The 19,495-nt window shown below is 73.6% G+C and carries 14 protein-coding genes; 10 read left to right on the top strand and 4 right to left on the bottom strand.

Going from position 1 to position 19,495, the window contains the following annotated elements:
- Positions 1 to 21 precede the first annotated feature (21 nt).
- Genes M8330_RS05680 through rodA form a run of 5 tightly spaced genes read left to right on the top strand, consistent with a single transcriptional unit; the run spans position 22 to position 6,098 of the window.
- Complete coding sequence (locus M8330_RS05680; protein WP_250826536.1) at positions 22 to 1,044, top strand: rod shape-determining protein; 1,023 nt, start codon at positions 22 to 24, stop codon at positions 1,042 to 1,044.
- Positions 1,041 to 2,150 carry a rod shape-determining protein MreC gene (gene mreC, locus M8330_RS05675; protein ID WP_250826535.1) on the top strand — a complete coding sequence of 370 codons (1,110 nt, stop codon included), beginning with the start codon at positions 1,041 to 1,043 and terminating at the stop codon, positions 2,148 to 2,150. Before M8330_RS05680 ends, mreC begins: the two co-directional genes overlap by 4 nt.
- Positions 2,147 to 2,665, top strand: coding sequence for a rod shape-determining protein MreD (gene mreD / locus M8330_RS05670; RefSeq protein WP_250826534.1), 519 nt, complete (start codon positions 2,147 to 2,149; stop codon positions 2,663 to 2,665). Before mreC ends, mreD begins: the two co-directional genes overlap by 4 nt.
- Positions 2,662 to 4,872: a penicillin-binding protein 2 gene (gene mrdA / locus M8330_RS05665; protein WP_250826533.1), complete on the top strand. Its 2,211-nt coding sequence runs from the start codon at positions 2,662 to 2,664 to the stop codon at positions 4,870 to 4,872. The genes mreD and mrdA overlap by 4 nt, the downstream gene beginning before the upstream one ends.
- Complete coding sequence (rodA, locus tag M8330_RS05660) at positions 4,869 to 6,098, top strand: rod shape-determining protein RodA (protein WP_250055477.1); 1,230 nt, start codon at positions 4,869 to 4,871, stop codon at positions 6,096 to 6,098. Before mrdA ends, rodA begins: the two co-directional genes overlap by 4 nt.
- 65 nt (positions 6,099 to 6,163) lie before the next feature.
- Here the strand turns inward: rodA and M8330_RS05655 are convergent, their stop codons facing one another.
- Together M8330_RS05655 and M8330_RS05650 are read right to left on the bottom strand one after the other, a co-directional pair.
- Positions 6,164 to 9,010 (bottom strand): FAD/NAD(P)-binding protein, encoded by a 2,847-nt coding sequence (locus tag M8330_RS05655; protein WP_250826532.1) that lies wholly within the window; start codon positions 9,008 to 9,010, stop codon positions 6,164 to 6,166.
- Between the two features lie 157 nt (positions 9,011 to 9,167).
- Positions 9,168 to 10,292 (bottom strand): calcium:cation antiporter, encoded by a 1,125-nt coding sequence (locus M8330_RS05650; protein ID WP_250826531.1) that lies wholly within the window; start codon positions 10,290 to 10,292, stop codon positions 9,168 to 9,170.
- A 100-nt stretch (positions 10,293 to 10,392) separates the two neighbouring features.
- Between M8330_RS05650 and M8330_RS05645 the strand changes: the two genes are divergently transcribed.
- Together M8330_RS05645 and M8330_RS05640 are read left to right on the top strand one after the other, a co-directional pair.
- On the top strand, positions 10,393 to 12,027 hold the full coding sequence (locus tag M8330_RS05645; RefSeq protein WP_250055480.1) for an MDR family MFS transporter: 1,635 nt from the start codon (positions 10,393 to 10,395) through the stop codon (positions 12,025 to 12,027).
- 108 nt (positions 12,028 to 12,135) lie between these two features.
- On the top strand, positions 12,136 to 14,124 hold the full coding sequence (locus M8330_RS05640) for a TIGR03960 family B12-binding radical SAM protein (RefSeq protein ID WP_250055481.1): 1,989 nt from the start codon (positions 12,136 to 12,138) through the stop codon (positions 14,122 to 14,124).
- An 80-nt stretch (positions 14,125 to 14,204) separates the two neighbouring features.
- On the opposite strand, the gene M8330_RS05635 is transcribed toward M8330_RS05640, so the two are convergent.
- The gene (locus M8330_RS05635) at positions 14,205 to 14,672 is read right to left on the bottom strand and encodes an NUDIX hydrolase (protein ID WP_250826530.1); all 468 of its coding nucleotides are present in this window, start codon (positions 14,670 to 14,672) and stop codon (positions 14,205 to 14,207) included.
- Positions 14,672 to 15,139, bottom strand: coding sequence for a hypothetical protein (locus tag M8330_RS05630; protein ID WP_250826529.1), 468 nt, complete (start codon positions 15,137 to 15,139; stop codon positions 14,672 to 14,674). Before M8330_RS05630 ends, M8330_RS05635 begins: the two co-directional genes overlap by 1 nt.
- A gap of 272 nt (positions 15,140 to 15,411) precedes the next feature.
- Here M8330_RS05630 and M8330_RS05625 point away from each other — a divergent pair, with 272 nt between their 5' ends.
- The 3 genes from M8330_RS05625 (at position 15,412) to M8330_RS05615 (ending at position 19,263) form a co-directional block, all read left to right on the top strand.
- Positions 15,412 to 17,181 carry a S8 family peptidase gene (locus M8330_RS05625; RefSeq protein ID WP_250826528.1) on the top strand — a complete coding sequence of 590 codons (1,770 nt, stop codon included), beginning with the start codon at positions 15,412 to 15,414 and terminating at the stop codon, positions 17,179 to 17,181.
- A gap of 164 nt (positions 17,182 to 17,345) precedes the next feature.
- The gene (locus M8330_RS05620; RefSeq protein ID WP_250826527.1) at positions 17,346 to 18,545 is read left to right on the top strand and encodes a winged helix DNA-binding domain-containing protein; all 1,200 of its coding nucleotides are present in this window, start codon (positions 17,346 to 17,348) and stop codon (positions 18,543 to 18,545) included.
- Positions 18,538 to 19,263, top strand: a complete 726-nt coding sequence (locus tag M8330_RS05615) for a TIGR03936 family radical SAM-associated protein (RefSeq protein ID WP_250826526.1) — start codon at positions 18,538 to 18,540, stop codon at positions 19,261 to 19,263. Before M8330_RS05620 ends, M8330_RS05615 begins: the two co-directional genes overlap by 8 nt.
- The last annotated feature ends 232 nt before the right edge of the window (positions 19,264 to 19,495 follow it).

Raw genomic sequence — 19,495 nt, 5'->3', positions numbered from 1 at the left:
CACCCCAGGGACGCAGCAGCGATGGCGAACAGCTTCCTCGGCCGCGACATGGCCGTCGACCTCGGTACCGCCAACACGCTCGTCTACGTGCGGGGCAAGGGCGTGCTGCTGGACGAGCCGAGCGTCGTCGCCCTGAACAGCACCACCAACGAGATCCTCGCGGTGGGCCACGAGGCCAAGCGGATGATCGGCCGCACGCCCGAGGGCATCACCGCCATCCGACCGCTCAAGGACGGCGTGATCGCCGACTTCGAGGCCACCGAGCAGATGCTGCGCTGGTTCATCCAGCAGGTGCACCGCCGCGCCTTCGCCAAGCCGCGCCTCGTGGTGTGCGTGCCCAGCGGCATCACCGCCGTCGAGCAGCGCGCGGTCAAGGAGGCCGGCTACATGGCCGGCGCCCGCCGCGTCTTCATCGTCGAGGAGCCCATGGCCGCCGCGATCGGCGCCGGGCTGCCCGTGCACCAGGCCACCGGCAACATGGTCGTCGACGTCGGCGGGGGCACCACCGAGGTCGCGGTGATCAGCCTCGGCGGCATCGTCACCAGCCTGTCCATCCGCACCGCCGGCGACGAGCTGGACGCCGCGATCGTCTCCTGGATGAAGAAGGAGTACTCGCTGCTCCTGGGCGAGCGCACCGCCGAGGAGGTCAAGACGACCCTCGGCTCGGCGTTCCCGCTGCCGGACGAGCCCGAGGCCGACGTCCGCGGCCGCGACATGGTCTCCGGGCTGCCCCGCACCGTCTCGGTGTCCACCGCCGAGATTCGCCAGGCGATGGAGGAGCCGATCAGCGCCATCGTCGACGCGGTGCGCACGACCCTCGACCAGACCCCGCCCGAGCTGGCCGGCGACATCATGGACCGCGGCATCGCCCTCACCGGCGGCGGCGCTCTGCTGCGCGGCCTGGACGAGCGGCTGCGGCACGAGACCGGGATGCCGGTGCACGTCGCCGAGGACCCCCTGACCTCCGTCGCCCTGGGCGCGGGGCGCTGCGTGGAGCAGTTCGAGGCGCTCCAGCAGGTCCTCGTCGGCGACGGGCGGCGGTGAGCGGCGTGACGGACCTCGTCGGCCGCCCCCGGGAGGGCGCACCCCACGACCCGCTCGACGGCGAGGCGCTCGCCCGGGACGAGGCGGCGCGGCCCGCCGTCCGCAGCCCGTTCCGCGACCTCTCGGCCCCCGAGCCGCGCGGCGAGCGCGGTCGGCTCGGCGCGGGTCGCCTGCTCTCGCGCGTCGAGCGCCGCGAGCGTCGTTGGTCCGCCGGGCCGGTGCCCGCGCGGCCGGCCTCGCGCTCGCTGCTCGTGGCCCTGGTGCTGGCCTCGGCCACCGTGGTCACGCTCGACCTCGCCGCCGACGACGGCCCCGTGGGCGCCGCCCGTGCGGTGGTCGCGGACGTCGTCGGCCCGCTGGAGACGGCCACCGCGGCCGTCGTCCGCCCCGTGACGAGCCTGGGGGAGGCCCTCACCACCCGCAGCGAGCTGGAGGACCGGGTGGCCGACCTCGAGGCCGCCAACGCCGAGCTGCGCGACCAGCTGGCCGGCGCCGGGATCGACCAGCAGCGGCTGGCCGCCTACGACGCGCTGGCCGCCTCCGCGGGCGACCTCGACCGCGCCGTCGTCCCCGCCCGGGTCGTCGGGTGGGGCGCGGCCCAGACCTTCACCAGCACCGTGACCATCGACGCCGGCACCGACGACGGGGTCGTCGAGGACGCCACCGTCATCGCCACCGACGGCCTCGTGGGCCGGGTGCTGCGCGCGGACGCCTCGACCGCCACCGTCCTGCTGGTCACCGACGCCGAGTCCACCGTCGGCGCCCGGGTGGGCTCCTCGGGCACGCTCGGCTTCCTCTCCGGCACCGGCGAGGTCGGCGACGGCTCCGCCCTCGACCTCGAGCTGGTCGACGCCACCGAGGTGCCGGACCGCGGCGAGGAGGTGCTGACCTGGGGCTCCCAGGACGGCGCGCCCTACCTGGCGGGCATCCGGATCGGCCGCGTGACCCACGTGTACTCCTCGGTGCGGGACTCCTCGATCCGCGTCGAGGTCGCCCCCTCCGTCGACATGACCACGCTGGACGTCGTCGGGGTCGTCGTGCCCACGGGCACCGACTCCGCCCGCGGCCTGATCACCGGCTCGCTCGCGCAGGGGAGCGACCGGTGAGCGCGCTGCGGGCCGTCGCCACCGGCCTGGCCGTGCTCGTGGCGCTGCTGCTCCAGGTGACCGTGGCGCCCCACGTCGCCTGGCACGGCGTCGTGCCCGACCTGGTGCTGCTGGTGGTCGTCGCCGTCGCGCTCGCCCGCGGCCCCAACCCCGCCATGGTGGTCGGCTTCGCCGCCGGGCTGCTGGTCGACCTCGCCCCGCCCGCCGACCACGTGGCCGGCCGCTGGGCCCTGGCCCTCGTGCTCGTCGGCTACCTGGCCGGACGGCTGCGCCCGGACGTCCGCCCCACCGCCCTCTCCTCGCTCGCCACCGTCGCCGGCTGCGCCTTCGTCGGGGCCTCCGTCGTCGCGCTCACCGGTCTCGTGCTCTCCGACCCCGCGGGCGTGGCCACCGGCGACCTGATGCTGGGCGTGCTGGTATCGGTGGCCTGGGACGTGGCGCTGACGCCGCTGGTCCTGCCGCCCCTGCTGGCGCTGCTGCGCCGGCTGGAGACGCCGGAGCGGGGCACCGCGTGAGCGAGCAGCTCGGCCGCGTCCCCGGCCCCCGGCACCCGCGCCCCGGTGGACCGCCCGGCGCCGTGCCCGGTGACGAGCCCCGGGCCCAGCGCACCTCGCGGCTGCGCATCATCGTCATCCAGGCCCTGGTGCTCGCGCTCTTCGCGACGCTGCTGGTGCGCCTGTACTACCTGCAGGTCGTGCACGGGGAGGCCTACCACGCGCAGGCCGCCTCGCAGTCGGTGCGCGACGTGGTGACGCAGCCGAGCCGTGGCCTCATCGTCGACGACCAGGGCCGCACGCTGGTGGCCAACCGGCTGGCGTGGGTCATCTCGGTCGACCGCCCCCTGCTGGGCAAGCTCGGCTCCGCCGACCGGGCCACCGTGCTCGAGCGGGTCGCGGACGCGACCTCCCAGCGCGCGAGCCGGATCGAGAAGATGCTGGTCGACTGCGGCACCAGCGGTGCCGTCGCCGGGCTGTGCTGGAACGGCTCGCCCTACCAGGCCGTGCCGGTGGCCACGGACGTGAAGCGGGCCGTGGCCCTGGAGATCAGCGAGCAGCCGGAGGACTACCCCTCCGTCGTGGTCGAGCAGCAGAGCGTCCGCTCCTACCCGAGCCCCTTCGGGGTCAACCTGGCCCACGTGCTCGGCTACACCTCCGCCGTCACCTCCGACGAGCTGGATACCGCCACCGAGGACAACGACACCTCCGTGGACGCCTCCTCCGTGCTCGGTCGCGCCGGGCTGGAGAAGGAGTACGACGAGTGGCTGCGCGGCCTGCCCGGCACCTCCTCGGTGACCGTCGACTCCCAGGGCCGCGTGCTGGGGGAGAGCGGCGAGGAGGAGGCCCGCCCCGGTGACACGCTGGTCACGAGCATCGACGCCAGGGTGCAGTCGGTGGTCGAGAAGCAGCTCGCCTCGACGATCGCGGAGGCCCGCCGGACCTTCGACACCGTGACGAAGAAGAACTACGTGGCCGACTCGGGGTCCGTCGTCGTCCTGGAGGCCGACACGGGCCGGGTCGTGGCCATGGCCTCCCAGCCCACCTACGACCCCGAGGTGTGGGCCGGCGGCATCACCGAGAAGCAGCTGCGTCGCCTCTACTCCGAGGCCGCCGGCACCCCGCTGCTGGCGCGCGCCACGCAGGGGCAGTTCGCCCCGGGGTCGACGTGGAAGCCGTTCATGTCGGCCGGGGCCCTGACGCACGGCTACTCCACCGACACCCAGCTGAACTGCTCCAGCTCCTTCCGGGTCGGCAACCGCGACTTCAAGAACTACGAGTCCGGCGCCTACGGCTTCATCGGCTTCGCGCGGGCGCTCGAGGTCTCCTGCAACACGTTCTTCTACCGGGTCGGCTACCACTTCTGGGAGAAGTACGGCTCCGACGAGGGCGACCTGACCGCCAAGGACCCGCTCGTCTCCGAGGCCAAGGCGTTCGGCTTCGGCGAGGCCACCGGCGTCGACCTGCCCGGCGAGGCCTCCGGCCGGATCGCCGACCGACGCTGGAAGCGGGCCTACTGGAAGTCGATGCGCTCCTACTACTGCGGCATCGCGCGCAAGCCCCAGACGAGGTCCACCAGCGACTTCCTCTACCAGTTCGCCTCCGAGTTCTGCGTCGACGGCTACGCCTACCGGGCCGGTGACGCGGCCAACTTCGCCATCGGTCAGGGCGACACCCTGGTCACCCCGCTCCAGCTGGCCCGCGCCTACGCCGCCCTGGCCAACGGCGGCACCCTGTTCGCGCCGCGGATCGGCAAGGCGATCGTCGGCTCGGACGGCACCGTCATCCGGCGCATCCGCCCGAAGGTCGTCGGCACCGTGGACCTGCCGCAGAAGGTGCTCGGCTACCTCGACACCGCGCTCTCCGGGGTGACCCGCCAGGGCACCATGTCGTGGCGGATGACCGGCTTCCCGCTCGACGACGTGAACATCCGCTCCAAGACCGGCTCGGCCGAGGTCTACGGCAAGCAGTCGACCTCCTGGGTGGCCTCCTACTCCGACGACTACGTGGTGGTGATGATGGTCAGCCAGGGCGGCACCGGCTCGGGCACCTCGGGGCCCGCCGTGCGCAAGATCTGGGAGGCGCTCTACGGCGTCGACGGCGAGGACGTGGACACCGACGCCGCCGCCATCCCCGGGGTCGTGCAGTCCGAGGGCCTGCCGGTCTTCACCGACGACGGCTCCATCCTCCCGCCGCGGGTGGCCTCCTCGGGGAAGGCCTCCTCGTGAGCACCGTCCTCGGCCGGACGACGGCCCGCCCGGCGCCCCGCAGCGGCGCCGGCACCCGCCCGACCCCCGACGGCGCGGGGGTCCTGCGCTGGCGCGGCGTCGACTGGGTGCTCGTGGGCGCCGTGCTCGGCCTGGTCACGATCGGCACGCTGCTCATCTGGTCGGCCACGTCCTCGCGGGACGCGCTGACCGGGGGCGACCCGACCGCGTTCCTCGACAAGCAGGTCGTCAACGTCGTCATCGGGCTGGCCCTGGGCGTCACCGTGGCCGTCGTGCCGCACCGCTGGATCAGGCTGCTCACGCCCGTCGCCTACGCGGGGGCGGTGCTGGGCCTCGTCCTGGTGCTGGTGATGGGCTCCACGATCAACGGCTCCCGCTCGTGGCTGGTGCTCGGCGGGCAGTCCTTCCAGCCCTCGGAGCTGGCCAAGCTCGCCGTGGTCGTGGGCATGGCCCTGGTGCTCGCGCGCCGCCTCGAGGGGCGCTGGCGGCCCCGTGTCGGGGTCGTCGAGGTGGTGCTCATGCTCGCCGTGGCCGGGCTGCCGGCCGTGCTCATCCTCGCCCAGCCCGACCTGGGCACGATGCTGGTCCTCTCCGCGACCGTGCTGGGCGTGCTCGGCATCTCCGGTGCCCCGCGGCGCTGGCTGGTGCTGCTGGTCGGCTCCGGCGTGGCCGTGGCGGTCGCGGCCGTGGCCGGCGGGGTGCTGAAGGCCTATCAGGTGGACCGGTTCCTGGCGTTCACGAACCCCGACCTCGACCCGCTGGGTGCCGGGTACAACGTGGAGCAGGCCCGGATCGCCGTGGGCAACGGCGGTCTGGTGGGGCAGGGGCTGTTCTCCGGCTCCCAGACGCAGTCGGGCTTCGTGCCCGAGCAGCACACCGACTTCGTGTTCACCGTGGCCGGCGAGGAGCTGGGCCTGGTGGGCGCCGGCCTCGTCGTCGTCCTGCTGGGCGTCGTGGTCTGGCGGGCGCTGACGATCGCCCGGCTCTCCGACGACGTGTTCGGCCGGGTGGCCGCGGCGGGCATCGCCTGCTGGTTCGGCTTCCAGGCGTTCCAGAACGTCGGCATGTGCCTCGGCATCATGCCGGTCACCGGCGTGCCCCTGCCGTTCGTCTCCTACGGCGGCTCCTCGCTGTTCGCCGGCCTCATGGCCGTCGGCCTGCTCGTCGCCATCCGCCTGCGGGCCACCGCGCCGCGGCCCTCCCGGTACCGGCTCGCCGCCCGCTGAAGCCGGCTGAGGCCCGCCCGGCCCTGCTCCCCAGGGAGCGGGGCCGGACGGGCGGCACGTCCGGGTCAGCGACCGGGGGCCGGGGCCGGCGCCACCCGGCGCAGCGAGGCCAGACGGCGGACGTCGAGGGCGGACGGGCGCCGGTCGAGCCGCCGGTCGAGCAGCGTGGCGGCTCGCTCGGGTCGTCCCGACCTGGCCAGGCAGAGCAGCAGAGCCTCCTCGACGACCTCGCGCTGGGCGGCGGACCCGCCGACGAGGACGAGCCTGGGCAGCAGGTCGAGCAGCAGGTCGGCGGCTTGCCCGTACCGACCAGCCCCCTGGTGCGCGAGGGCCTCGCACAGCGGGGCGACGACGCCGCTGAGCACGGGGTCGCCGTCGTCGCGGCAGCGGCGTCGCAGCCGATCGAGCCGGTCGTGCCGCCCGGCAGCGGCCAGCGCCACGGCCGCGTGCACGGCGCCGAAGGGCGTCCCCGGACGGGCGAGGAGCGCCGGGTCGACCTCAGCGAGGGCGGACTCGACCGAGGGCAGCGCCTGGTCCTCCGAACCCGGCCAGGCAGCGGTGGTCAGCTCCCAGCGCCACAGCAGCGAGACGGCGTCGACCAGCAGCCGCATCCCGGTGGTCGTCGGCGGGGCCAGCTCGCGGTAGTAGCGGCGACGCACGGCCTCCAGGTCGCCCGTCGTCAGCTCGTGCAGCGCCGCGTGCCAGGAAAAGTGCGCGCGGTGGTCGGCGTCCCGCCCGCTGCGGCCGATCCAGCCGTCCAGCCAGGCCAGGCCGGCCTCGTGCTCGCCGGTCTCGTAGAACACGTGGGTGAGGGCGTGGACGGCGTGGCCGGACGCGGGCTCGCAGGCGAGCGCGCTCTCGGCGAGCAGTCCCGCCTCCTCGAGCCGGCCCTGGTCCTGCCGGGTGAAGGCGAGCAGGGAGTGGTACCACCAGTGGTCGCCGTAGGCGGGTGCCAGGCCCTCGACCAGCTCCCAGGCCTCCCGCTGCAGGTCGGTCACGCCCGAGAAGGCGATCGTCGGGACGGCCGCCGAGACGGCCAGGGCGTCGCGGGGGTGCAGGGACACGTGCCGGGTCAGGGCGGCCGCCCCCGCCCGGGTGCCCGCGGAGGCGTCCCCGACCCGGGCGCCCACGACCGCGACGAACGAGCGCTCCCGCTCGTCCCCGCGTCGGGCCAGGGCGGAGCGGGCTGCCGCGAGGGCTGCGGACACGTCCACCTCGGCGCCGCCCTCGTGGCCGAGGAGGGCGAGCGCCGCGTGCCCGACCGCGAGGTCGGGGTCCAGCGCCACGGCCTCCGCGATGAGCGTCTCGCCACCGGACTGCAGCCGCAGGACGCGCTCCAGCCCCGCGTTGTAGGTGGCGGCCGCCTCGGCGGTGGTGGAGAGGGGGAGCCCGAGCAGGTCGCGGGGCCGGGCGACGGGATGGTGCCCACCGACCCAGCGGCCGTCCTCGAGGCGGCGGGGGAGCGGTGCCACCTCGTCAAGGACGGCGCCGGCCAGCGCCTGGGCCTGCGACCGGATCTCGGGGATCGCCGTCGACTCCAGCAGCTCGCCCCGGCGCAGGCTGCCGAGCGTCCAGACCGGCGCGTCGGTGGTGCCGTCGGAGTCGCGCAGGCGCCCCTCCACCGTGCGGACGCCGAGGCCGCGGGTGGCGGGCTCGGCGAGCCTGAGACCGGCACGGTCGCGGAGCAGGTCTCGCAGCAGGGCGTCGGGCGAGCGGCGGACGTCGCCACCGCCACCGGTGGCGTTGACCACCCAACCGACGTCGTGCGTGGTCCCGTCGTCGAGGCGCACGCGGAGGCCGCCGTGCGGGAGCGGCTCGGCGTCCTGGACCCGGACGGCGCGGACCTCGACCCGGTCCGTGGCCAGCAGCCCCTCCAGCACCTCACCGGGCACCGGGGCGGCGCGGTGGCGCAGGACGTTCCAGGCTCCCTGGTGCTCGTCGAGGAACCGGTGTCGGTCCTCCTCGCCGAGACGGTCCCACAGCACCGTGACGCGGTGCCGGAGCCCGTCCGCCCCAGGGCGCCAGTCGCCCGTGTCGGCCTCCACGCCCCGCAGGTGGGCGGTGGCCGCGGCGAGGACCGCGTCGAGGTCGGCGTCCCAGGTGCTGACGTCGGGGACGACGGGCAGGGCGGGGCGCCGGCGGTGGGTGTGCGGGACTCGGCCACGGCGGGACGTGGCGAGGACGCGGCGGTCCGGGCGGGCGCCGTCCCCGACCACGGTCAGGGTGACGTCGAGCATCGTGAGCCCCGAGCCCACGACCAGGACGTCGGCCGGGCCGCTGCGGTCGCGGCGGACGACGTCCAGCGCGCCCGGGGCCCAGGGATCGACGACGAGGAACGGGGAGGCCCGCAGGGAGGCCGGAGCCCAGTCCACCTGGTCCGCCGGGGCCCCGGTGGCCAGGACGACGGCGTCTGCCGCGACGTCCTCGGCGCCGGCGCGGACGGTCCAGGCCCGCCCCTCGCGCCCGGGCTCGGCGTCCGTGCGGGTCAGGGCCGTGGCGCGCAGGTGCCGGTGCCGGACCCGGACGGTCTCGGCCGCGGTGCCGGCCTCCGCGCTCAGGCAGGCGTCCAGGTAGGCGGCCCAACGCCGCCGGGGGACGAAGGCGTGCGGCTGGGCCTCGGACGGGCGCCCGTGCTGCTCGAGCCAGGCGACGAAGTGCCCGGGGTCGTCACCGAGAACGCTCATCTGGGCCGCCGGGACGTTGAGCAGGTGCTCCTCGTCGTCGGTGCCGAACGCGACGCCGCGTGCCCAGCGAGGTGCGGGGTCGAGCAGCTCGACCTCGAGCGCGGTGGCGCGGGCACGCGCGGCACGGGCGAGGTGCAGGGCGGTCAGGCTGCCGGCAGCGCCGGCGCCGACGACGACCACGCGGGGCGCGGCACCGGAGCTCGGCCGAGGACGGGGGGTGGGGCTCATCGGTCCCTCTTTCTCTCTAATGTCTATCGGATTACTCGACATTAGCGACGCGGGTCGTCGCCGCCAAGCGACAAGGACGCCCCGGCGCGTCGCGCCGGGGCGTCCTCGGTGGTGCGTGGAGGTGCCTCGAGGTTCTCGGAGGCGCCTGGAGGTGGGCCTACGGCTGCGCCGAGAGGAACACGAACGTCGCCAGCAGCACCAGGTGCACGAGGCCCTGGAGCGCCTTGGCGCGGCCGGGCACGACGGTGAGCACCGAGACCACCACGGAGATCGTCAGCAGCACGATCTGGGTGGGGCCCAGGCCCAGCTCGAGCGGGCCGTCGAGCCAGATCGAGGCCACGGCGATCGCCGGGATGGTCAGGCCGATCGAGGCCATCGCCGAGCCGTAGGCCAGGTTCAGGCTGATCTGCACGCGGTCGCGCGCCGCGTGGCGGACGGCGGCGATCGACTCCGGCGCCAGCACCAGCAGCGCGATCACCACGCCGACGACGGGGGCCGGGAAGCCCGCGGCCGCCACGACGTCCTCGATCGTGGGGGAGAGGAGCTTGGCCAGGCCCACCACCGCGACCAGCGCGGCGACCAGCAGCCCGACGCTCACCCAGGCCGCGCGCGCCGTGGGCGGGTCGGCGTGCCCGTCGCCGTCCTCGTCGAGGACACCGGTCATGCGGCCCAGCTCGTCCGAGGAGACCGGCAGGAAGAAGTCGCGGTGCCCCACCGTCTGCGTGAGCACGAACGCGACGTAGAGCGTGAGCGAGACGACCGCGGCGAACGCGAGCTGCGAGGCGGAGTACTCATAACCCGCCTCGGAGACGGTGAAGCCGGGCAGCACCAGGCACACGCTGGCCAGCGCCACGACGGTGGTGAGCGCCGAGCCCGAGCCGGAGGCGTTGTAGCTGGCCAGCCCGTGCCGCGTCGCGCCGACGAGCAGGGAGAGGCCGACGATGCCGTTGAGGGTGATCATCACCGCGGCGAAGACGGTGTCGCGGGCGTAGGTGGAGGCTCCGTCACCACCGCCGACCATGAGCATCACGATGAGACCCACCTCGATGATGGTCACCGCCACCGCGAGCACCAGTGAGCCGTAGGGGTCGCCCACCCGGTGCGCCACGACCTCCGCGTGGTGGACGGCGGCCAGCACCGCGCCGACCAGGAGCACCGCGATCAGCGTCAGCACCCACGGACTCTCGTGCCGCGTCCACGTGGCGACGAGGACGAGGACGGCGACGGGCGGGACGAGGGTGGTCCAGGAGGGGCGACCCGGGCGGGCCGTCGTGGCGGTCATGGCATGAAACCTAGTGAGGTGGTGCAACGGCGATCGCGGCGGCGATCGCGGTGGCGGTCTCGCACCGCGCTGTCACCGGGAGGGCCTACCCTCGTTGCTGATGGCAACGACAGCAGAGCCGGCCAGCGAGCCCACCGGCGAGTACACCCACGCCCAGATCCTCACGATCATGTCCGGGCTCATGCTCGGCATGTTCCTGGGCGCCCTGGACCAGACGATCGTCTCCACGGCGATCCGCACGATCGCGGACGACCTCAACGGTCTCTCGATCCAGGCGTGGGCGACCACGGCCTACCTGATCACCATGACGATCACGACGCCGATCTACGGCAAGCTCGGGGACCTCTACGGTCGCAAGAAGCTGTTCATGTTCGCGATCAGCATCTTCGTCATCGGCTCGGCCCTGTGCACGCTGGCCACCTCGATGTACTCCCTCGCGGTCTACCGCGCGATCCAGGGCCTGGGCGCGGGCGGTCTGTTCACGCTCGTGCTGGCGATCATCGGGGACGTCGTCAGCCCCCGTGAGCGCGCGAAGTACTCCGGCTACTTCATGGCCGTCTTCGGCACCTCCTCGGTGCTCGGGCCCGTCATCGGCGGCTTCCTGGCCGGCCAGGACACGCTGCTGGGCATGTCCGGCTGGCGCTGGGTCTTCCTCGTCAACGTGCCGATCGGCGCGATCGCGCTGTTCGTCGTCTTCCGCACCCTGCACGTCCACCACGACGCCCCCGACCACAGGATCCGCATCGACTGGTGGGGCGCCCTGGCGCTCGTCGTCGGCCTGGTGCCGCTGCTGACCGTGGCCGAGCAGGGCCGTGAGTGGGGCTGGGACTCCGGCCGCTCGCTGGCCTGCTTCGTGGTCGGCGGCATCGGCCTGGTCGCGTTCTTCCTGGTCGAGCGCGTGATGAAGGAGTCCGCGCTGTTCCCGCTGCGCCTGCTGCGGCTGCGCGCGGTCTCGGTGACCGTCGTGGCCAGCATCGTCATCGGCGCCGCCATGTTCGGCGGCATCCTGGTGCTGCCGCTGTACATGCAGATCGTCCACGGTGCCTCGCCGACCGAGTCGGGCTTCCTGATGCTGCCGATGGTGCTCGGCATCATGAGCGCGGCGATGGGCTCGGGCATCGCGATCTCGCGCACCGGCAACGTCCGGCCGTTCCCGATCGTGGGCTCCGCGCTCGTCGTGGTCGGCCTCTTCGCCCTGTCCTTCACCACCGCCGACACCGCGCTGTGGCTGGTGATGGTCCCGATGTTCGTGCTCGGGTTCGGGCTGGGCAACTGCATGCAGCCGCTGCTCCTGGCGGTGCAGTCGGCGGTCTCCCCGCGCGAGATCGGCGTGGCCACCTCGTCCGCCACCTTCTTCCGCCAGATCGGCGGCACGCTGGGTGTCGCGGTCTTCCTCTCCGTCCTCTTCTCCACGGTGGGCGGCAACATCGAGACGGAGCTGGACGCGGCGGCGAGCTCGCCCGAGTTCCAGGCCGCGGCCGAGGCCAACGGCGGGTTCGACCCGAGCGTCGTCGCCTCCGTGCAGGACGACTCGTCGGTGCTCTCGACCCTGCCGGACGCGCTGGCCCACCCCATCCGCGCCGGCTTCGCCACGTCCATGGACCAGGTGTTCCTGGTGGCCTCCGGCGTGGCGGTGATCGCCTTCCTGGTGCTGCTGCTCATGCCCCGCGTGGAGCTGCGCGCCACCTCGGCGGCCGCGGAGCGAGGGGCGCGGACGGCGCCGGCGGGGGAGTGACCCGGCGCACCACGGACGACCGGCCCTGGCGGAAGTGGGCCGGACCTGCTCACGCGCGTACGCTTGAGCGCTGATCCACCCGCTGTCTACCTCCACGAGGGAGCGCCCATGTCCGCGCCGTCCGTCACCGCTGCTCGGGGCGAGTCCGTCTTCGCCCGGCTCGAGCCGCTGCTGCCGAGCGTGTCGAAGCCGATCCAGTACGTGGGCGGCGAGCTCAACGCGACGCTGAAGGACTGGGACTGCGCCGCGCAGTCCGAGGAGGGTGGCGAGACCGTCCGCTGGGCGCTGATGTACCCCGACGCCTACGAGGTCGGGCTGCCCAACCAGGGCGTGCAGATCCTCTACGAGATCCTCAACGAGCGGGACTGGATCGTCGCCGAGCGCACCTACGCGGTGTGGCCCGACATGGAGAAGGTGATGCGGGACAACGCGATCCCGCAGTTCACCGTGGACGGCCACCGCCCGGTCCGCGACTTCGACGTGCTCGGCCTCTCGTTCTCCACCGAGCTCGGCTACACGAACATGCTCAACGCGCTCGACCTGGCCGGCATCCCGCTGCACGCCGTCGACCGCACCGAGGACCACCCGGTCGTGCTGGCCGGCGGTCACGCCGCGTTCAACCCCGAGCCGATCGCCGACTTCATCGACGCGGCCGTGCTCGGCGACGGCGAGGAGGTCGTGCTCGCGATCTCCGAGATCGTGCGCGAGTGGAAGACCGAGGGCCGCCCGGGCGGCCGCGACGAGCTGCTGCGCCGCATGGCGGTCACGGGCAACATCTACGTCCCCCAGCTCTACGACGTCACCTACGCCGCGGACGCCACGATCGAGGCCGTCGTCCCGAACAAGCCGGGCATCCCGTTCCGGGTCAAGAAGCACACGCTCATGGACCTCGACGCCTGGCCGTACCCGGCCAAGCCGCTCGTGCCGCTGGCCGAGACCGTGCACGAGCGTTTCAGCGTGGAGATCTTTCGCGGGTGCACCCGCGGCTGCCGCTTCTGCCAGGCCGGCATGATCACCCGCCCCGTGCGCGAGCGCTCGATCGAGACCATCGGCAACATGGTCGAGAACGGCATCCGGCAGACCGGCTTCGAGGAGGTCGGGCTGCTCTCGCTGTCCTCGGCCGACCACACCGAGATCGGCGACGTCGCCTCCGGCCTGGCCGACCGCTACGAGGGCCAGAACGTCTCGCTCTCGCTGCCCTCCACGCGCGTGGACGCCTTCAACATCACGCTGGCCAACGAGTTCTCGCGCAACGGACGCCGCTCCGGCCTCACGTTCGCGCCCGAGGGCGGCTCCGAGCGGATGCGCAAGGTGATCAACAAGATGGTCACCGAGGAGGACCTGATCCGGACGGTCTCGACCGCCTACGGGCACGGCTGGCGCCAGGTGAAGCTCTACTTCATGTGCGGCCTGCCGACCGAGACCGACGAGGACGTCCTGCAGATCGCGGAGCTGGCCAAGAAGGTCATCGCCAAGGGCCGCGAGGTCTCCGGGCGCAACGACGTGCGCTGCACGGTCTCCATCGGCGGCTTCGTGCCCAAGCCGCACACCCCGTTCCAGTGGGCCGCGCAGCTCGACCACGAGACCACCGACGAGCGGCTGAAGAAGCTGCGCGACGAGGTCCGCAGCGACAAGAAGTTCGGCCGCGCCATCGGCTTCCGCTACCACGACGGCAAGCCCGGCATGGTCGAGGGCCTGCTCTCGCGCGGCGACCGCCGCGTCGGCGCCATCATCGAACAGGTCTGGCGCGACGGCGGCCGCTTCGACGGCTGGAGCGAGCACTTCTCCTACGACCGCTGGGTCGAGGCCTCGCAGCAGGCGCTGGCCGGCACCGGCACCGACCTGGAGTGGTACACGACCCGCGAGCGGGACTACGACGAGGTCCTGCCCTGGGACCACCTGGACTCCGGCCTCGACAAGGACTGGCTCTGGGGCGACTGGGAGGACGCGCTCGCCGTCGCCGACGGGTCGGCCGACGTCGAGATCGAGGACTGCCGCTGGACGCCCTGCTACGACTGCGGCGTGTGCCCCGAGATGGGCACCGAGATCCAGGTCGGCCCCACGGGCCAGAAGCTGCTCCCGCTCAGCGTCGTCTGACGCCGGACCATCCCCGCTCGCTCGCCAGGGATCGTGACACGTGCGGACGCCTGAACCGCCCGGTTCGCCGTCCGCACGTGTCACGTCCCTCGAGCAGCCCGGCCTCGCGCCAGGTGCTCCTCGAGCATCTCCTGCAGCCCGGTCGGGAACAGCGGGACCTCCGGGTCCCCGGCGACCGGCCGCCACTCGACCCAGCACGGCACGTCGCCGTCGGTGAACGGGCGGCCCTCGTCGGGCACGGCGTCGGCCTCCGCCAGGTGACCGAGGTGCACGAAGACCACCTCGTGGCCGAGCTCGCCGTCGATGGTGAAGACGTTCTCCAGGACGCCGAGCAGCCGCGGCTCGACGAGCGTGGCGTCCAGCTCCTCGCGGATCTCGCGCACGGCCGCGTCCAGCGCCGGCTCCCCGAGCTCGACGGAGCCGCCGAGCGGCCGGTGGAGCGTCGGGTGCTCGGTGGTCGACATCCGCGACACCGCGTGCCGGGTGCCGTCGGGGTGCAGGAGCACCGCGAACGCCTTGACCCTGATGCGCGAGCGGTCGACCGCCATCAGCCGCGTCCGAACCAGCGCCGTCTCGCTCGCGGCGCGGGGGCGGGGGCGGGCTGCTCGTCCGGCGCCGGCTCGCCGAACGGCTCGGCCGCCCCGTCCCACCCGTTGACGCCGTTCTGGGTCAGGCCGTCGGCCGCGTAGGTGTAGGTCCAGGTCTCCTCGTCCTCGCCGATGAACGAGACCACTCCGTCGCCCACGAACGGGGCGAGCGCGACGTAGAAGGCGGTCGCCTGGGCCGACCACTTCGGGTCGCCGTCCTCGTCGGTGGCCAGCACCAGCAGGTCGCCCTCACGCTCGAGCGAGGCGGCGGCGTAGGTCGCCAGGTCGGCCAAGGAGGTGGCGGGCTCGTCGTCGGGGTGGAACCAGCCGTCGCGCCCGGTCATCGCCTGCACCGCGGCGTGGAACGCGTCGTTCTCCTGCGTGGCCGGCAGCCGCAGCCGTCCGCGCGTGGTCACCAGGTAGCCCATGGGCGGACGGTGCCACGTGCAGGCGCCGCTTGACAAGGGAGCTGGGCGATGTTCGTCGGGCGTCGACGCCGAGGGCCGGAGGGTCTGCGGTCGGCGGCATCCACGGAGGGAAGAGTTGCAGTTTCTCGCGCTGCGAAAAGGTGCACCGCTCACCCCCTCCCGCCGTGCACGGCCCCGTCCTAGGTTCTCCGTCACGCACCGCGGCTCGGGCCGCGGTGCCGACCGCCCGGCACCCTGTCGGGCGCGGACCACTTCTCGGGAGCACACATCTCATGACGGACCGCACCACGCGCGCCACACGCCGGCGTCGCGCCCTCGGCACGGCAGCCACCGCCGCCCTGCTCACCACCTCCGTGGCCGCCCTCAGCGGACTGGGCACCGCCCAGGCCGCCGACGCGGGCACGGACAAGGCCGACGGCCAGAAGTCGGGCCAGCGCACCCCCGCCACCGCCGAGCGCAGCGACAAGGCGCCCCTGGTCGGCGCGAACCGCTCCGGCGTCATCGACGGCGACTACATCGTCGTCCTCAAGGACGGCGCCACCACCAAGCAGCTGCGCGCGACCCGTGGCCAGGCCGTGGCCCGCGGCGCCGAGGTCAGCGACACCTTCCGCACGGTCGCGGACGGCTTCTCGGCCACCCTGACCGGCGAGGCGCTGACCCGCATGCGCAACAACCCGAACGTCGCCTACGTCGAGGCCGACCGGGAGATCTCCATCGACGCGACCCAGTCCGGCGCCACCTGGGGCCTGGACCGCATCGACCAGGACAGCCTGCCGCTGGACGGCACCTACACCTACGACGCCACCGGCGCCGGCGTGAAGGCCTACATCATCGACACCGGCGTGCTCAGCTCGCACAGCCAGTTCTCCGGCCGCGTCGTCTCGGGCTACACCGCCATCTCCGACGGCAACGGCACCACCGACTGCAACGGCCACGGCACCCACGTCGCGGGCACCGTCGGTGGCTCGACCTACGGCGTGGCCAAGGGCGTCACGATCGTGCCCGTCCGCGTGCTCGACTGCAGCGGCTCCGGCACCACCTCCGGCGTCATCGCTGGCGTCGACTGGGTGACCTCCAACCACACCTCCGGCCCGGCCGTCGCCAACATGAGCCTCGGTGGCGGCGTCTCCACCACGCTCGACAACGCGGTGGCCGCCTCCATCTCCGACGGCGTCACCTACGCGGTCGCCGCCGGCAACGAGTCCACGAACGCCTGCAACGGCTCGCCCGCCCGCGTCTCCTCGGCGATCACCGTCGGTGCGACCACCAGCAGCGACTCGCTGGCCAGCTACTCCAACTACGGCTCCTGCGTCGACATCCTGGCGCCGGGCTCCTCCATCACCTCGGCCTGGTACACCTCGAACACGGCCACGAACACGATCTCGGGCACCTCGATGGCGACCCCGCACGTCGCCGGCGTGGCCGCGCTCTACCTGGAGGACCACACCTCGGCCTCCCCGAGCACCGTGACCAACGCGCTGCTCGGCGCCGCGACCCCGAACAAGATCTCGGGCGTCAACGGCTCCCCGAACCTGCTGCTGTCGAACGACTTCACCGGCTCCGGTGGCGGCACCGACCCGGTCGACCCGCCGACCGGCTCGAACCTGCTGCTCAACCCCGGCTTCGAGTCCGGCAACGTCTCCTGGACGGCGTCCTCCGGCGTCATCACCTCCAGCACCTCGGCCCCGGCCGCGACCGGCTCCTACAAGGCGTGGCTGAACGGCTACGGCAGCAGCCACACCGACACCCTGAGCCAGACGGTCACCATCCCGTCCGGCACCAGCGCCAGCCTGTCGTTCAAGCTCTACGTCTCCTCCTCGGAGACCACCACGAGCACCGCCTACGACAAGCTCACGGTGAAGGCCGGCAGCACCACGCTGGCGACCTACTCCAACCTGAACGAGACCTCCGGCTACGTGACGAAGACGCTCAACATGTCCTCGTTCACCGGCAAGACGGTCACGATCAGCTTCACCGGCGTCGAGGACTCCTCGCTGGCCACCAGCTTCGTCATCGACGACACCTCGCTCACCGTCGGCTGAGCCTCCTGACCGGCGGCGCGGGCCCGATCCGCGTCCGCCGGCCGGGACACCGGCCCGGCCCCTCCTGCACACGCTGCGGGGGAGGCCGGGCCTCGTCGTGCGTCGGCCGCTGTCGGTGTCGGCTGTCGGTGTCGACTGTCGGTGTCGGGTGGCAGGCTGCCGCCATGCCCACGAGCAGGCCAGGACTGGACGACGACGAACGACGGCGGCGTCTCGTGCGGCACGGTCTCGTGCCCGGTGCGCGGGCCGTGTCCGTCGAGGAGGCGACCCGCCAGGTCGTCTGCCTGCACGCCACCGAGCCGCCCACCGTGCCGCTCTCGCTGCACGCCCGGATCGACGGGCTGACCCGCGAGGAGGTCGAGGCCGCCCTGGTGGAGCGCCGCACGCTCGTCCGTCAGCTCGCGATGCGCCGCACCCTCTTCGTCTTCCCCCGGGACCTGCTGCCGGCCGCCTGGGGCTCGGCCGCCGCGCGCACGGGCGCCAACGAGCGGGCCAAGCTGGCCAGGGACGTCGTGCGTGGCGGCATCACCACGGACGGCGACGCCTGGCTGGCCTCCGCCGAGCGGGCGGTGCTGGCCGCGCTGGACGCGGCCCCGGACGGTCTCACCGCGCTCGAGCTCAAGGCGGCCGCTCCCGAGATCGACGTCCGCGCCGACCTGCCCAGCTCGCAGGTCTCGCCCGGCCGGGTGCTGACCGTGCTGGGTGCCGAGGCCTCCATCGTCCGCGGGCCCAACACCCAGCACTGGCGGCTCTTCCGACCACGCTGGCAGACCCGGCAGCACTGGTTGGGCCCCACGCCCGAGCCCCTCGCGTCGGCCGACGGGTACGCCGAGCTGGTCCGGCGCTGGCTGGCGCGGTTCGGGCCGGGCACGGAGACCGACGTGGTGTGGTGGCTGGGGGCGACCAAGACGATCGTGCGCGCAGCCCTGGACGAGGTCGGTGCCGTCCCGGTCGACCTGGACTCCGGCGAGGTCGGCTGGGTGCTGCCCGACGACACCGGTCCCACGCCCGAGGTGCAGCCCTGGGCGGCCCTGCTGCCCGTCCTCGACCCCACGGTCATGGGGTGGAAGCAGCGGGACTGGTACCTCGGCGAGCACGGCCCCGCCCTCTTCGACCGCAACGGCAACGCCGGCACCACGGCCTGGTGGGCGGGCCGCGTGGTGGGCTGCTGGGTGCAGGACGCCGACGGCGTCGTCCAGGTGCGCCCGCTCGAGCCGCTCCCGACCGAGGCCCGGGCAGCCCTGCGCGAGGCGGCCGCCCGCCTCACCGCCTGGCTGTCGGGGGAGCGGGTCAGCCCGATCTACCGGGCGCCGACGATGACGGCCGAGGCCGGGGACCTGCCGTACCCTCCCCTCCGTGCCTGAGCAGCCCGAGCAGCAAGCCCCGCCGGTCCAGCGGCTGCGCGTCCGCTACGCCAAGCGTGGACGCCTGCGCTTCACCAGCCACCGCGACTTCTCCCGCGCCTTCGAGCGCGCGGTCTTCCGCGCCCGGGTGCCCATGGCCTACTCCTCCGGGTTCAACCCGCACCCGCGCATCTCCTACGCCGGCGCCGCCCCCACCGGCTCGGCCAGCGAGGCCGAGTACCTCGAGATCGCGCTCAAGGAGGTCGTCGACCCCGCCGCCATCCACGCCCTCCTGGACGAGGCGCTCCCGCCCGGGCTCGACGTGCTAGAGGTCGTCGTCTCGCCCGGCGGGTCGCTCGCCGACCGGCTCGAGGCCAGCCGCTGGGCCCTCGACCTCACGCCCGTGGGCGCCGGCCGCCCGGAGCTGGAGGCCGCGGTCGCCACGTTCCTGGCCGCTGACGAGGTGACGGTGGAGCGGATGACGAAGAAGGGCCTGCGTCAGATGGACTGCCGCGCCGCCGTCGTCCACCTCGAGGTGGTGGACAGCGACCGGGCCGGCGCCGTCCGTCTCGACCTCCTGCTGCGCCACGGAGTGCCCGCGATCCGCCCCGACGACGTGCTCCGCGGCCTGGCGCTGGTCAGTGGTCTGGACGCCGGCGGCGCGCCGCTGTTCACGCGGCTCGCCCAGGGCCCGCTCGTCGACGACGCCGTCGGCGACCCGCTGACCAGCGAGGGTTGACCCCCTCCGCTCACCCCTGTGCGATACTCACCGTGGTCCTCGACCACCGGTCGAACCCGACGACGGCGCCCAGCACACCCGGAGCGTCCCGCCCGACGGCTCGCCCTCGGTCGGCGACCCGACGACGTTCTCGCCGAGCCACGAGGCTCGGCACTCCGAGAGCCGGTCGTCGCCAGACCGCGACGCGGCCCGTCGGCTCGGTGACAGTGAGCAGGCGACCTCCCCCAGGTGG

The organism is Nocardioides bruguierae (assembly GCF_023656415.1).
GTDB lineage: Bacteria > Actinomycetota > Actinomycetes > Propionibacteriales > Nocardioidaceae > Nocardioides > Nocardioides bruguierae.
The sequence above is the reverse complement of the archived record's forward strand: the minus strand, read 5'-3'. Positions and strand labels throughout refer to the sequence as shown.